Origin of the sequence: Actinomycetospora succinea, assembly GCF_004363095.1 — a bacterium.
Classification (GTDB): domain Bacteria; phylum Actinomycetota; class Actinomycetes; order Mycobacteriales; family Pseudonocardiaceae; genus Actinomycetospora; species Actinomycetospora succinea.
The window spans coordinates 15,555-29,200 of sequence record NZ_SNYO01000009.1; the positions used below are offsets into that span (position 1 = coordinate 15,555).

Below are 13,646 nucleotides of genomic sequence, written 5' to 3' on the forward strand. Positions count from 1 at the left end.
CACTGGTCCGGACGGACCACGTCCCGTCAGATCGCGGTCACCGCCGCCGGCACACGCAGGACGTCGGCGAGGTAGCGGCGCAGGACGTCGGGGTCGGTGGTGTCGGCGACCAGGCCGAGGTAGCCGTCGGGGCGGACGAGCGCCATGCCCTCGTCGTCGGCGTCGAGCGGGACGACGGTGCCGAGGTCGCCGAGCACGTCGCCCAGCGCGCCGTCGTCCCCGTGGACCAGCAGCACGAACCCGGGCCGCTCCAGCAGCTCCTCGACCGCCACCGGGGTGCCGTCCGCCCGCCGCAGGCCCTCGGGATCGGGGGCGTGCTCGCCGGCCTTCGCGGTGCCGTGACGGTGCGCGCCGTGCCGGACCGAGAGGGAGCTGTGGGGGTAGCCGACGGTCAGCTCGGCGAGCCGCTCGGCCGCGGCCTCGCCCAGCGCCGGCACGTGGCCGACGACGAACATGGCGGCGTCGCGCAGCGCCGCGAGCGGCCCCGAGGCGGTGCCGACGTCGGTGAGCGTCGTCGTCACGCGGACCACCTCCGCGCCGACGGGGTGGCGTTCCTCCTGGTAGGAGTCGAGCAGCCCCGGGTCGGCGCCGTGGCGGGCGACGAGGGCGAGCTTCCACGCGAGGTTCGCGGCGTCCTGGATGCCGGTGTTCATGCCCTGGGCGCCGGCGGGGCTGTGGACGTGCGCGGCGTCGCCGGCGAGCAGGACGCGGCCGTGGCGGTACTGCGGGACCTGGGCGTGGTGGATCTCGAAGTAGGTCAGCCAGTGGGAGCCGGTCACCCGCACCCGGCCCGCCATCCGCTCCTCGGTGAGGGCCTCGATCTGCTCGAGGGTGGGCGCCGCCGCGTCGCCCGGGTCGTCGACCAGGAAGATCACGCGCGCCCGGGTCTCGCGCAGCGGGAACAGCATCGCGACGCCGTCGGGGTGGGTGAACATGCGCCCGGTCGTCGGGGCGAGCGACGTCTCGACCTCGACGTCGGCCATCGCGAAGTGTTGACCGTGGAAGCCGCCCTCGAGGTGGGTGCCGACGAGGTGGCGGGTGGTGCTGTGCGCCCCGTCGGCGCCGACGACCCAGCCGAAGCGCGCCGTCTCGTCCTCGGCGGCCGTGCGCAGGGTGACCTCGACGCCGTCCGCGTCCTGGGCCAGCGCCGTCAGTTCGACCCCGCGCTCCACGACGACCCCGAGCTCGGCGGCACGCTCGGCGAGCACCGCCTCGGTGTCGGGCTGGGCGATGTCGAGCATGGACGGGTGCCGCGACGGGATGCCGGTGAGGTCGACGGCGGCGCGGGTCGCGCCCGTCCGGCCGTCGGCGATCTCGAAGCGGTCGACGCGGCGTCCGCGGGCCTCGAGCTGCGGGCGCACGCCCAGGGCCGCGAGCATCTCCAGGCTGCGGGCGTGGATCACGACCGCGCGCGACTCGTCGGTGGGCGCCTCGAGCACGTCGATCAGCCGCACCGGGACGCCGAGCCGGGCCAGCTGGCTCGCGGCCACCAGCCCCACCGGCCCTGCTCCGACGACCAGCACACCGTTCGTGGCGCTCATGTCCGCTCCTTGTTTGGTACAGCTACCAAGGATCGAAGCGGTGTCCGGATCGATCGTCAACGTCGACTTCGCGCCGTGCCCGGGCGGGCACGCAGCGGGGGCACACTGGTCGCCCCACTCCGAGGAGGCCCGACGTGATCACCGGTGCGCACGCCATCCTGTACAGCGCGGACGCCGAGGCGGACCGCGCCTTCCTCAAGGACCTGCTCGGGACGCGGACCGTCGACGCCGGCGGCGGGTGGCTGATCATCGGCCTCCCGCCCGCCGAGGTCGCCGTCCACCCGACCGACGGCGAGCCCGAGCACGAGCTCTACCTGATCTGCGACGACGTCGAGGCGACCGCCGCCGACCTCCGCGCCCGCGGTGTCGGCGTCGACCCCGTCACCGACCAGGGCTGGGGCCTGCTGACCGCGATCCACCTGCCCGGCGGCGGCCGGCTGGGCATGTACGAGCCGCGGCACCCGGTGGCCGCTGGGTCCTGATCATGCGGCCGAGCGGGTGATGTCGTCCGCGTCTCACCGCAACCGGTCGGCTCCGCTCTGGTGCGACGAGGAGGGCGTGTCTAGCGTTCCCGTCATGGACATCGGCCCCGTCCGTCGGCGCCTCACCGCGGAACCCGTCAGCTCGCCCGTGCCCGGCGAGGAGTCGTGGCCCGTCGAGCCCGCGACCCTCGAGAGCGAGCAGGCTGACGCCACCGTCCCGACCCCGCGGCCCGAGCCCGCGCGGTGATCCACCCGCCGCCTGCCGGGCCCGCCCGGCCCGACGGTGCGGCGGCCACCCTCGACGCCGGCGTCCCGGACGTCCCCGAGGCGATCCTGGGCTGGCGCACCTGGCGCGTAGGACGTCGTGCGCAGCGCCGCGCCGAGCTCGTCGCCCCGCTCGCCCAGGTGATCTGGCCTGCCCGCCGGGCGATGGTCGCCACCTGCGGCTCGTCGAGCCACGCGCCGCCCGGGGACCGCTGCCGGTGCGGGCTCTACGCGGTCCACGACCCGGGGACGCTGGAGTGGGGCCCGTCCGACTTCGAGGTCCTCGGCGTCGTGGCGCTGTGGGGCGACGTCCTCGAGGGGGCACGGGGCTGGCGCGCGTCGCACGGCTACCCGCGCTTCCTCGTCACCGGCCCGGCGATCCCCGCCGAGCAGCGGGCGGCGCTCGCCCGTCGCTACGGGGTGCCGGTGCACGGCGCCGACCTCCCGGCGCGGGCGCTGGCCCGGCAGCTCGGCGGCGACCCGTTGTCGGCGACGCTCCTCCGCAGCATCGAGACCGAGGCGCTGCTGGCGGCGCACATGCCGGAGTGGGCGCGCCGGTGGCACGCCCAGCAGGCGCGTCTCGAGGCCGACCGGGGCTCGCGGTTCCGGTCGCTCGCGCGGCCATGGCGACGTCGCTGACCGTCAGCCGAACAGGTCGCCGGCCAGGTACTTCAGGCCCGTGTCGGCGGCGACCGTCACGACCGTGCGACCCGGTCCCACCTCCCGGGCCAGCTCGAGGGCGCCCGCGACGTTGAGCGCGGACGAGGTGCCCACGAAGACGCCCTCCTCGCGGGCGAGGCGCGTCGCGAGCTCGCGGGCCGCGTCCTCGGAGACCGCGCGCGCGTCGTCGTGCGTGCCGGGACGGAGCAGCGGCGGCACGATCCCGGTCGCGGTGCCCTCCACGCGGTGCGGCCCGGCGGTCCCGGTCGTGAGCACCGCGGAGGTCGCCGGCTCCAGCGCGACCACCCGCGTCGCGCCCACGCCGTGGAGCACCTCCGCGACGCCGGCCAGCATCCCCGCCGTCCCGACCGCCGCGCAGAAGACGTCCACCGTCGGAGCCTGCGCGAGGATCTCCCGGCCCAGCTCGGCGTAGCCGACGAGCGCGTCGGCGTTGTGGAACTGGTCGGTCCAGAACGCGCCGTCGTCGGCGACGATCCGGTCCACCTCCGCGCGCATGCGCACGAACAGGTCCGGCGTGATCCGGCCGCCGTCGCTCGGGACGACGGTGAGGTCGGCCCCGAAGGCGCGCATCGTCCGCAGCTTCTCCGGGGAGAACGCGTCGGACGTGACGAGCGAGAGGGGGTGGCCGGTGATCGCGCAGACGAACGCGAGGGACGATCCCGTGCTCCCGCCCGTGAACTCGACGACGCGGCGGCCCGGCGCGAGCTCGCCGCGGCGGCGGGCGCCGTCGATGATCGCCCGCGCCATGCGGTCCTTGTAGCTGCCGGTGGGGTTGGCGCCCTCGAGCTTGACCAGCACCGCGGCGCCGTCCCCGGGCGCCGGCCGGCGCAGGCGGACCAGCGGCGTGTGCCCCACGGCCTCGAGCACGGAGCTCGCGACGGCCTCGTGCCCCATGTGCGCTCCTCGTCGTGGCGCTCCCGAGGATGGCGGCGGGACGAGGGTGCGGTCCAGAGCCGGATGAGCTGGTGGGACTGTGGGCGGCGCGACGGAGGACGGGGAGCACACAGTGATCCAGACCTGCCCGGCGTGCTTCCGGGCCGACGAGGTGCGGTGGTCGAGGCTGCCCGAGCAGATGGTCAGCTACGTCTGCGACGCCCCGCACGACGGCACCGGGCCGCACACGTGGACCGCCGTCGACGGCTCCCGCCGGCCCACCGAGACCGGCACCGCCGGTGTCACCGAAGAGCTCCTCGAGCCGCTGCTCCGGTGCGTCCGCGAGGGTGAGCCTTTCGTGGAGTACGGCGTCGTCGAGTACCGGCTCCGACGCGAGTACCCGGACCTCTTCCTCGCGCACGTCGCGGCGCAGGGCCACTCGATCCTGGGGCCGCGTCAGGCGACGGCGAGCAGCGTGCGTTTCGCCGCGACGCTCGGCCGGCTCGCGGACCGGCGGCTGCTGGTGAAGAGCACCGGCCCGGCGACGGGTGCGTGGGTGTACAACGAGCGCCTCACCTACTGGGCTCGCCCGCCGGCGCCGGACGGGCCGTTCCTGACGTGGGCGAGCTACTGCGCGTCCGTCGGGCGCTCGCCGGAGTGGACCGCCGAGGACGTCGCGGAGCTCGAGCGCAGTGGCCGCCGGTCGGTGCGCTGACCTTCGCATCGTGACCGTTCTGTGATGTAGCGGTGGGTCTTCTCGGGGCCGTCGTTGTCGGGGGTCGCGGCTAGATTCGAACACATGAGCGAACAGGGTGTGCGGGACGGCCTGGTGGCCGACCTCGATGCCCTGTCGGCGGGGCCGGAGCTGGCCGCGGTCCTCGACGACCTCTCCCCGGACACGTTGACCGGCGAGGAACTGGCCGCCTACGTGCGGGCCTGCGCCCGGCTGACCAACCACGGCACCGCGCGGTTGTTGGACGCGATGCACCACCTCGGGCGCGCCCAGCACGGGCGCACCGATCGCCGCCAGGTGCTCGACGAGTACTCCGGCGACGAGGTCGCGGTCGCCCTCGGGTGGTCGCGGTCGATGGCGTGCCGCAAGCTCGACCTCGCCGACGACCTCGCCGCCCGCCTCCCGGCGGTCGGTGAGGCGCTCTGGGACGGCTGGCTCGACGAACCCAAGGCCACCCGGCTCTGCGAGTGGACCCGCGACCTGTGCGACGACCACGCCCGCCACGTCACCCAGGAACTGCTGCCCGAGGCGCCGTCGTTGCCGGTCGGAGAGCTGATCCGGCGCATCGAGCAGGTCGCCGCCGCGATCGACCCCGACTGGGCCGCGCGCCGCGAAGCCCGCGCGGCGAAGAACCTGCGGGTGACCCTGACCGCGAACCCGTCGGGCACCGCCACCTTCGCGGTCTGCGACACCACCGCGCCGCGCGGGCTGGCGATGCGCGACCGCTGCGACGCGATCGCCGCCGCGGTCCGCGCGCTCGGGGTGCGACTCCCGATCGGGGACCTGCGCGGCGAGGTCGCCGCCCGCCTGCTCGACGGATCCAGCGCCGGACTCACCGACCACCAGATCATCTGCATCCTCGCCGCCGAGTACCACGCCGCCGGCCAACCAGCCGAACCCGACGACCAGCCCGACGACGACGGCGACTGCGACGACCCGGACGACGAGGGACCCGGCGACGAAGGACCCGACGGGCCGCGCGATGACGGACCCGACAACCGCGGGCCCGACAACGGGCCGGCTGGCGGGGCACCGACCGACGACCGGCGCGAGACGCCCGACGACGCCGGACAACCCGGCGACGGAGATCCGCACGACGAGGGCCCCGCCGCTGGTGACGACGCCGATGCCGGCGACGACGCCGAGGCTGGTGAGCACGCCGAGGGCGAGTCAGCCGGTCAGGGCGTACTCGACCTGCCCGGTCTACCCGAACCCGGTCTACCCGACCCCGAGCTATCCGCTGAGCCGCCGGTGCCGGAGTTCCCGCCCGAGATCGACGGGCCCGACCCCGGACCCGGACGCGTCCGCACCGGCACCAGCGAACTGCGCCTACGCCTGACCACCGCGCTCGGACTCGACCAGTACCCCGCCACCGTCCCCGGCTACGGCACCGTCCTGGCACACCACGCCCGCACCCTGCTCACCGCCGCCCACCACGGCGAATGGCGCATCGTGCTCACCACCCCCGACGGCCACCTCCAGCACGTCCTGCTCGCCCGCCGACGACCAGCCCGCCCCCGCAGCGACCACCAGCCGCGGGGGCCAGAGCAACACCGAGCCATCGTCGAACTCCAGGTTCCGACGACACAGCTCGCCGCCCTCGACCCCCACGCCCACCCCACCTGGACCGCCCTGCTGCGCGAACTCCACACCCGGCTCAGCGAGCTCACCGAGCTCGGGGTGCTCGGCGCGCCCGGCCCGCCCCGCGCGAGCCTCGCCGAGCAGCTGCGCCGCCGACCCAGCGCCGAGACCGAACGCTGGACCCGGGTCCGCGACCGGTGCTGCATCATCCCCTGCTGCCACCGCCCCGCCCACCGCGCCGAGCTCGACCACACCCACGACTGGGCCCACCACGGCCCCTCGGCGCACTGGAACCTCGGCGTGCTCGACACACACCACCACCGCGCCAAACACCACGCCCACTGGCAGATCCACCAGCCCGCCCCCGGCCATTTCGCCATCCGCACCCGCGCCGGACAACGACTCCACACCACCCCGAAGAAGATCCTCGACAAGCTCCCCGAACCCCGCCCCGCGCACCGGCCCCGACCCCTGCCCGACGACGGCTGGCGCACCCACCCCCACGACGGAGACGACGCGGCCGACGCCGCCGCGGACGCCCAATGGCGCCACCAGTTCCTGCGCCGCACCACCGGCGCCACCGCCACCGGCAACGCGCGCATGACCACCACGAGCAGCAAGGCCGCCACCGTCCCCGCCGTCCACGACCCGAACGACCCGCCGCCATTCTGATGCCGACGACCTGCGACGCCCGTCGCTCTGACGTCACCATGTCTGCGTGCCGTGCACCGTCCGGAGACTGGTCGCGGCGATCGCGTGCGCGGCAGCGGTGCTCATCGCCACCCCGATCCCGGCGACGGCCGCGCCATCGCCGCCCGCCGACCCCGCCGCCGACCCCGCCTCCGACCCCGCCTCCGACCCCGCCGCCGACCCCGCCGCCGACCCCGCCGCCGACCCCGCCGCCATCGACCGCTACCTCGCCGATGCGCTGGCGAGGCTCGGCCTGCCCGGCATGTCGGTCGCGATCACCCGCGGCACCGAGGTCGTGCACCTCGCCGGCTTCGGCACCGACAGCCGCGGGGCACCCGTCACCCCGGACACCCGCGTCCGCGTCGCCTCGCTCACCAAGACCTTCACCGCCACCGCGGTCCTCCAGCTCGCGGCCGCGGGACGCGTCGACCTCGATGCCCCGGTCCGGCGCTACCTCCCGGAGTTCACCCTCGCCGACCCCGCCGTCTCGGCGCGCATCACCGTGCGCCACCTCCTGAACCAGACCAGCGGCATCGCCGACACCGACTTCCCCGCCGTCACCGACGACGAGGAGGACCTCCGGCGCAGGGTGGCGAGCCTCCGGACCGCGACCCCGGCCGACCAGCCCGGCGCGGCGTTCCACTACACCGACCCGAACTACCAGGTCCTCGCCCTGCTGATCGAGGACGTCACCGGCGTGCCCTGGGCGGCTTACCTCGAACAGCAGGTGTTCGGGCCCCTCGCGATGACGAGGACCGACGCCGCCGCCACCGGGGCCGCCGCGCCCGACCTCCCCGACGGCCACGTCCTCGTGTTCGATCGCCCCGTCGCCCGCCCCGAGCTCCGAGGCCTGCTCGCGGGCTCGGGCGGCGTGGTCTCGACCTCCCGCGACATGGCCCGCTGGTTGATCGCCCAGAGCACCGGCGCCGGGCCGGTCCTCCCGCCGGGGGCCACGGCCCTCCTGCAGACCCCACCGCCGGGGAGCACCTACGCCATGGGCTGGCAGCTCCGGGACGAGACACCCCGGCGCCTCGAGCACACAGGCGTGCTCTCGACCTTCTCCGCCACCCAGGTCCTGCTCCCCGACAGCGGCTACGCGTTCGCCCTGCTCTACGACGGCAACAGCGCGCTCGCGGACACCGCCGGCGTCGCCACGGGGCTCGCCGCACTCCTCACCGGCACCCGCGACCCCACGCCGCCCCGCTCCACCGGACTCACGTCCGCGGTGATCGGCACCCTGTGCGTCCTGATCGTCGCCACACGGGCCCGCGCGCTCACCCGCTCCGGACCTCCGGGCCGCTGGACCGACCCACCGATCATCGCCTGGCTCCTGCTCCCCGTCGCCGTCCTGGCGACGCTGAGCCCCCTGGTCGCGGCCGCTACGGGCAGGGTGTTCACCGCCCAGCAGCTCGCCCTCGCCATGCCCGACGTGGTGATCCTGCTCGTCCTCGCCGCGGCCACGGGCACGGCGCTCACCGCCGCACGCCTTGGGACCCGGCGGATCACTCGTCGCTGACGGCCTCCACCGGCCGCTCCCCCGCCACCGTCGGGGTCGCCGGCGTCTCCGGCACCTCGTCGCTCGCGACGTCGGGGACCTCGTCCTCGCCGAGCTCGGGCACCTCGTGCTCGGGGACGCGCGGCGCCGGGCGCTGCGGCACCGGGGGCACCTCGTCCTCCGGCTCGCTGCCCCGTCCCCTGCTCTGGGTCTGTGCCATGGCCACCCCCGACGACGCCACCCCGAGCCTACGGATCGACCACGCTCACCGTGCCCGCGTCGCCGTCCACGTGGACGCGGTCGCCGGTCCGGATCCGGTCGGTCGCCGACCCGGTGCCGAGGACCGCGGGGATGCCGTACTCCCGGGCGACGATCGAGCTGTGGCTCAGCGGGCCCCCGATGTCGGTGACCACGGCCGCCGCCCGCGCGAACAGGGGCGTCCAGGCCGGCGTGGTCATCCGCGCCACCAGCACCTCGCCCGGCTGCATCGCCGCGAAGTCCTCCGGCCCGCGCAGCACCCGCGCGGTCGCGGTCACCGACCCGGTCGAACCCGGCACCCCCGTCAGCTGCTCTCCCGCCGGCGTCTCCGCCCCCGGCATGAAACGGCCGAACACCGTCCGGAGCCACGTCACCTCGGGCAGCATCTGCGGCGGCGACACCAGCGCCCGCCCGCGCCGCAGGGCCTGGCGCTCCGCGATCGGCGGGTGCACCGGCTCCCCGCGCAGTCGCGCGCGCAGCTCGGACTCGGTCAGCCAGAAGACGTCGACCGAGAGCCGCGAGCTCAGCTCCCGCAGCATCCGCCGCATCAGCGGCCACGCCAGCCCCATGTCGGCGAGCGCGTCCTCCCGCACCGGGCCCAGCCGCCGCGCCCGCGCCAGCAGCGCGTCGAAGATCCGGCGCCGGACCGGGTCGAGCCGCGCCCGCAGCTCCTCGGTCCGGGTATCGCGCTCCGCCCGCAACCGGGAGCGGCGGACCTCCGGGTCCACCCCCGCCTCGGACATCATGAAGCGGATCGTGTCGAGCAGCGTGCTCGGATCGTCGGCGGGCGTGGGCTCGGCGAAGTCCAGGTCGAAGACGGTGTGCCCGAAGCGCTCGAGGTGCTCGGCGAACCCCCGCCGCCACGCCGAGGACTCCGTGCCGGCCGAGCGCGCGAGACGAGCCAGCGCGTACAGCGACCGCTCCGCCCGGAGCGGCTCGCTGTCCTCCCCGACGAGCAGGACGTGCGCGGCGGGGTCGCCGGCGCGCTTCACCACCCGGTCGTAGAACGCGGTGAAGCCGATCTCCGCCGTCGCCGCCAGCGGGATCACCGACTGCACCGCCGTGTAGTAGGTCGCGCCCGCCGCGAGCAGGGTGACCACGCCGTCGAGCAGCTCCTCCGACGACAGCGCCGCGAGGTCCTTCGCCTTCCAGACGTCGACGACCGCTACGTACCCCGGGTGCGCCCGCTCGCGCCACCCGCGCACCCCGCCGCGGGTCTCCGGCCGGTTCAGGCTGCGCAGCGCCCAGGGCAGCCGCACGGTCATCCAGAGCAGGCCCCGGGTCCGGTAGAAGTAGTAGGCGTAGCCGTTGATCGTCGGGAAGGCGATGTCGCCGGCAGGCACCGGGCGACCGAGCATCGAGGCGAACAGCCCGCCGATCGAGCCGGTCACCGCCGGGTCGATCAGGTCCGCGAACAGCGGCGTGAGCGGGCTCGGCATCTGCTCGACGATGCTGGCGCGGAAGTACGCGCCGCCCCGGTACGGCAGCGGCCAGGTCGTCGGCGGCGGGGCCGTGGGCGGCGGCAGCGCGGTGATCGGTCGCGCCTGGACCAGCGCGAACGCCCCGTCCACGCGCACCCACTCGACGTCCTGGGGCACGCCGAAGTGCTCCTCGGCCCGCACGCCGAGCCGCGCCAGCTCCCCCACCTCCGCCGCGCCCAGCACCGGCGCCCGCTGCCGATCCGCGGGCACCGCGACCTGCGCGGTGCCCCCGCCCGTCGGCACGGTCATCTCGGTCTTCGCCGCCACGGTGCGGCCGACCTCGGCGAACGTCGCCCGATCCACGACGAGCTCGTCGGTCGCCGCGAGCCCGCCCACGACCGACTCGCCCAGACCCCACGCGGCGCTGACGACGATCCGGTCGCGGCGCCCCGTCGTCGGGTCCGCGGTGAACAGGACGCCGGACGCGTCGGCCGCCACCATCCGCTGGATCACCACGGCCAGCCGCACGTCGGTGCGCGCGATGCCCTGCCGGGCGCGGTAGTCGATCGCCCGCGCGGTCCACAGCGACGCCCAGCACCGCACGACGGCGTCGAGCACCGCCTCCTCGCCGCGGACGTCGAGGAACGTCTCCTGCTGCCCGGCGAAGCTCGCGTCGGCGAGGTCCTCGGCGGTCGCCGACGAGCGCACCGCGACCGGTCCCCAGCCGAGCCCGGCGTAGGCCGCCCGGACCTCCGCCGCCACCTCGGACGGGACGGCGAGCCCGAGGAACGCCTCCTGGACCCCCGGCGAGCCCACGTCGATCCCGGCCGCCGCCACCGCGTACGCCTCGGTCGTCAGCACCACCCCGTCCGGCACCGGTAGCCCGGCCCGCACCAGCTCCCCGAGGTTCGCCCCCTTGCCACCGACGAGCGCGACGTCAGCCGCACCGACCTCCGCGAACCCCCGCACGAACCGCACAGGTCACGACCGCAGCGCGGACTGCGCGACCCACTGGTCCCACGGCACCGTCCAGTCGGAGATGTCGCCGTCGGCCGCGGTCAACGGGATCGGGCTGTTGGTGACCTCGACCGGGTCGCCGAAGATCGCCGTGTCGAAGTAGGCGTGCGCGTCGGCGGTCGAGAGGTTCACGCAGCCGTGGGTGACGTTCGTGGAGCCCTGCTCGCCGGTGGTGTCCGGGTTGGCGTGGATGAACTCGCCGTTGTTCTCGATGCGCACGGCCCAGTGCTCGGGCACGTTCTCGTAGCCGTACTCGGGGTTCGACATCAGCACGGTCTCGGCCTTGCTCATGACGACGTGGATGCCGTTGGTGGTGTTGCGGTTCGGGTCGGAGCCGAGCCCGTAGCTCGCCGGGACAGTCATGACCACCTGCCCGTCGCGCACCACGACCATCTCGTGGCTGTCGACGTCGGCCCGGACGACCTGTGAGCGCCCGATCGAGAACTGGCTGGTCACGTCGGCGCGACCCCACACGCCGTCGCCGTCGTCGACGCCGAACTGGTGGATCGCCACCGACACCTGGGTGCCGGGCTGCCAGTAGTCCTTCGGGCGCCAGTGGGCCCGCGAACCGCCGTTGTCGTCGTCGAGCCAGGCCCACGCCCCGACGGTGGGCACCGAGGTCCGCACCTGCATCGCCCGCTCGGCGGCGGCCTTGTCGGTGACGTGGTGGTCGAACTGCACGATGATCGGCGCACCGACGCCCACGACGTCGCCGTCCCCGACGTTGACGTGCGCGCCGACCGTGCGCTCCGGGGTCACGGTCGTGAACGCGCCGGTGATCGGCTGTGCTCCGCCCGCGTCCGCGTCGACGTTCCCCGACCACGTGTACGTCTCGCCGTAGGCCAGGGCGCCGGACGCCATCCACCGGTGCCCGTCCGGGCTCACGCTGCCCGCCACCGCGGTGCCGTCCGACCCGACGAGCGCCACGGTGCCGATCCGGCCGTGCTCGACGGTCAGGCTCGGGGCCCGGTCGGGCGCGACGTCGCCCGCTCCCGGCGCGGGCGACGCGGACACCACGGCCGCGGGCGTCGGGGGCGGCCCCGACGCCTCGTCCGACACCGGCGCCCGTCCCGAGAACGTGCCGACGACGGCAGCCCCCGCGCACGCCAGCAACCCGACCGCGAGCACCACCATCACGGTCACGAACACCCGCGCCCACACCACGGTCCCAACGTACGACCGCCGGTGGCGACGTCGAGGACGTCGGGCCGACGGCATTCCTCGTGTCCGTGCCGCAACCGGGCGAAGCGGATGGCGGCGGCGCGCACGAGGGCCCCAGCCACCGACGAACTCGTCGACGACCGGGGCCCGTGGTGCTCCGTCACCGTGGGAGGCGGGCGATGTCCTGCGTGTCGACCCGCTCGGCGGTGACCACCCCGATGCCGGCGATCTCCGTCGTGTCACCGCTGTCCAGGGTGGACAGCGGGGCGAGTTCCGGGTGCTGGAAGTCGCCCGCGTGGCAGCGGGGGCAGGGGTCCTCGGCGGGCCCTGCTCCGCCGGGTGCCGGCTCCTTCACGACGCCCGGGCCGCGCTGCTCCGGCTCCGCGAGAAGCGATCCGTCCGGCGACGGCTGCTGCGGAGGGACGACGCCCGGGTTGCCGTTGCCCGGCAGCGAGCCGGGCTGCCCGCGGCCCGGGTCCCGCTGACCGGCGATCCCGTCCGCACCGGGCCCCTGGACGAGGCCGCCGCCCTCCCCCGGCCGTGGCCCGGGACGGACGACCCCCGGGTTGCCGTTCGCGGGCCGGTGGGCCGGGCGGTGGTGGAGCCGCGGCGCATCCTCGCCACGACCGCCGCCGCGACCCGCGGCACGGTGGTCGCCCTGTCCGCGCGCTGCGGCGCGGGAGCTGGATCCCTCGCGCCCGGCCCGCTCCTCGCCGTTCCGGTCGGCCGATCCCTGCTGCTCTCGGGCCGCGCGCGGGGCGCTCTCCGAGGTGCCGTCCGAGCCCCCGGTACGGCGCAGGGTGCCGGTCTGCGTGCCGTCGCCCAGCTCCACCCACCCCGCGGTGTACCCGCCGCCGGTCGGGCCCTGCGCGGCGTACCAGCCTGCTGTGCCCGTCGCCGGCACGGTCGCGAAGTGCTGCGGTACCCCGCCGGCCGCGGTGAAGGTGCCCTGCGACGCCCCGTCGCGCAGGTCGACGCGCAGCGTCGCCCCGCGCGGTGAGCGCAGCTCGGCGTGATCACCGTCGGCGGGCCCGGCGAACCGTTCCCCCAGCCCTGCCGGGCCATCACAGACGTAGGCGACGACCTGGTCGTCCTGGGCCACCACCGCGATCAGCGCGGCCGAGCCGTCGACCCGGCCGACCGAGTCGAGCGTCGGCGCCGCGAACGGGTCGGCGACCGCGAGGGTGCCGCCCGCGAGCCCGGCGGCCAGCACCGCCGCCGCTGTCCAGCTCACGAGCCGGCGTCGGCGCGGCTTCCCGGTGTCGAGCCCAGGGGGCGTGTCGGTGTCGTGGGTGGTGGTGTCGATCTGCGTGGTCATGGCGGGTCCTTCCCGGACGTCTCGTGGTGCTCGACTGATCGAGCCCGAGAATCCGTCCCGGCCCACGTCGCCGACATCGGCGACGACCACCCACCTCGGCGGGCACCGCCGCCCACATCGACGGCGCGGAT

At 75.5% G+C, this 13,646-nt stretch carries 12 protein-coding genes; 6 read left to right on the forward strand and 6 right to left on the reverse strand.

The genetic code is table 11. The features are described 5' to 3' along the window. Positions 1-26: 26 nt before the first annotated feature. Complete coding sequence (locus EV188_RS24155) at positions 27-1,541, reverse strand: FAD-dependent monooxygenase (RefSeq protein ID WP_133828884.1); 1,515 nt, start codon at positions 1,539-1,541, stop codon at positions 27-29. Between the two features lie 134 nt (positions 1,542-1,675). Between EV188_RS24155 and EV188_RS24160 the strand changes: the two genes are divergently transcribed. The 3 genes from EV188_RS24160 (at position 1,676) to EV188_RS24165 (ending at position 2,926) form a co-directional block, all read left to right on the forward strand. Then, the gene (locus tag EV188_RS24160; protein ID WP_133828885.1) at positions 1,676-2,023 is read left to right on the forward strand and encodes a VOC family protein; all 348 of its coding nucleotides are present in this window, start codon (positions 1,676-1,678) and stop codon (positions 2,021-2,023) included. A gap of 94 nt (positions 2,024-2,117) precedes the next feature. Next, on the forward strand, positions 2,118-2,270 hold the full coding sequence (locus EV188_RS31900; protein ID WP_166660044.1) for a hypothetical protein: 153 nt from the start codon (positions 2,118-2,120) through the stop codon (positions 2,268-2,270). Then, positions 2,267-2,926, forward strand: coding sequence for a hypothetical protein (locus tag EV188_RS24165; protein ID WP_133828886.1), 660 nt, complete (start codon positions 2,267-2,269; stop codon positions 2,924-2,926). Before EV188_RS31900 ends, EV188_RS24165 begins: the two co-directional genes overlap by 4 nt. Before the next feature lie 3 nt (positions 2,927-2,929). Here the strand turns inward: EV188_RS24165 and EV188_RS24170 are convergent, their stop codons facing one another. Further along, positions 2,930-3,862, reverse strand: a complete 933-nt coding sequence (locus tag EV188_RS24170; RefSeq protein WP_133828887.1) for a PLP-dependent cysteine synthase family protein — start codon at positions 3,860-3,862, stop codon at positions 2,930-2,932. A gap of 112 nt (positions 3,863-3,974) precedes the next feature. On the opposite strand from EV188_RS24170, the gene EV188_RS24175 reads away from it, so the two are divergent. The 3 genes from EV188_RS24175 (at position 3,975) to EV188_RS24185 (ending at position 8,361) form a co-directional block, all read left to right on the forward strand. Continuing rightward, positions 3,975-4,556, forward strand: coding sequence for a hypothetical protein (locus tag EV188_RS24175; protein ID WP_133828888.1), 582 nt, complete (start codon positions 3,975-3,977; stop codon positions 4,554-4,556). Positions 4,557-4,640: 84 nt separating this feature from the next. Continuing rightward, the gene (locus tag EV188_RS24180; RefSeq protein WP_133828889.1) at positions 4,641-6,827 is read left to right on the forward strand and encodes a DUF222 domain-containing protein; all 2,187 of its coding nucleotides are present in this window, start codon (positions 4,641-4,643) and stop codon (positions 6,825-6,827) included. A 46-nt stretch (positions 6,828-6,873) separates the two neighbouring features. Then, on the forward strand, positions 6,874-8,361 hold the full coding sequence (locus tag EV188_RS24185) for a serine hydrolase domain-containing protein (RefSeq protein WP_133828890.1): 1,488 nt from the start codon (positions 6,874-6,876) through the stop codon (positions 8,359-8,361). On the opposite strand, the gene EV188_RS24190 is transcribed toward EV188_RS24185, so the two are convergent. The 4 genes from EV188_RS24190 to EV188_RS24205 form a co-directional block, all read right to left on the reverse strand. Further along, on the reverse strand, positions 8,348-8,560 hold the full coding sequence (locus EV188_RS24190; RefSeq protein WP_133828891.1) for a hypothetical protein: 213 nt from the start codon (positions 8,558-8,560) through the stop codon (positions 8,348-8,350). The genes EV188_RS24185 and EV188_RS24190 overlap by 14 nt on opposite strands. A gap of 28 nt (positions 8,561-8,588) precedes the next feature. Beyond that, a complete protein-coding gene (locus EV188_RS24195; RefSeq protein ID WP_133828892.1) occupies positions 8,589-10,997 on the reverse strand; it encodes a PEP/pyruvate-binding domain-containing protein in 2,409 nt (802 codons plus the stop codon). Positions 10,998-11,000: 3 nt separating this feature from the next. Next, positions 11,001-12,200 carry a L,D-transpeptidase gene (locus tag EV188_RS24200; RefSeq protein ID WP_243741965.1) on the reverse strand — a complete coding sequence of 400 codons (1,200 nt, stop codon included), beginning with the start codon at positions 12,198-12,200 and terminating at the stop codon, positions 11,001-11,003. 157 nt (positions 12,201-12,357) lie between these two features. Continuing rightward, positions 12,358-13,515 (reverse strand): hypothetical protein, encoded by a 1,158-nt coding sequence (locus EV188_RS24205; RefSeq protein WP_133828893.1) that lies wholly within the window; start codon positions 13,513-13,515, stop codon positions 12,358-12,360. Positions 13,516-13,646 lie beyond the last annotated feature (131 nt).

Excerpts from the sequence above, each read along its gene's own strand:
- EV188_RS24205 (WP_133828893.1), bottom strand. The coding sequence starts at position 13,515 with ATGACCACGCAGATCGACACCACCACCCACGACACCGACACGCCCCCT.
- EV188_RS24190 (WP_133828891.1), bottom strand. The coding sequence starts at position 8,560 with ATGGCACAGACCCAGAGCAGGGGACGGGGCAGCGAGCCGGAGGACGAG.
- EV188_RS24155 (WP_133828884.1), bottom strand. The coding sequence starts at position 1,541 with ATGAGCGCCACGAACGGTGTGCTGGTCGTCGGAGCAGGGCCGGTGGGG.
- EV188_RS31900 (WP_166660044.1), top strand. The coding sequence starts at position 2,118 with ATGGACATCGGCCCCGTCCGTCGGCGCCTCACCGCGGAACCCGTCAGC.
- EV188_RS24170 (WP_133828887.1), bottom strand. The coding sequence starts at position 3,862 with ATGGGGCACGAGGCCGTCGCGAGCTCCGTGCTCGAGGCCGTGGGGCAC.
- EV188_RS24180 (WP_133828889.1), top strand. The coding sequence starts at position 4,641 with ATGAGCGAACAGGGTGTGCGGGACGGCCTGGTGGCCGACCTCGATGCC.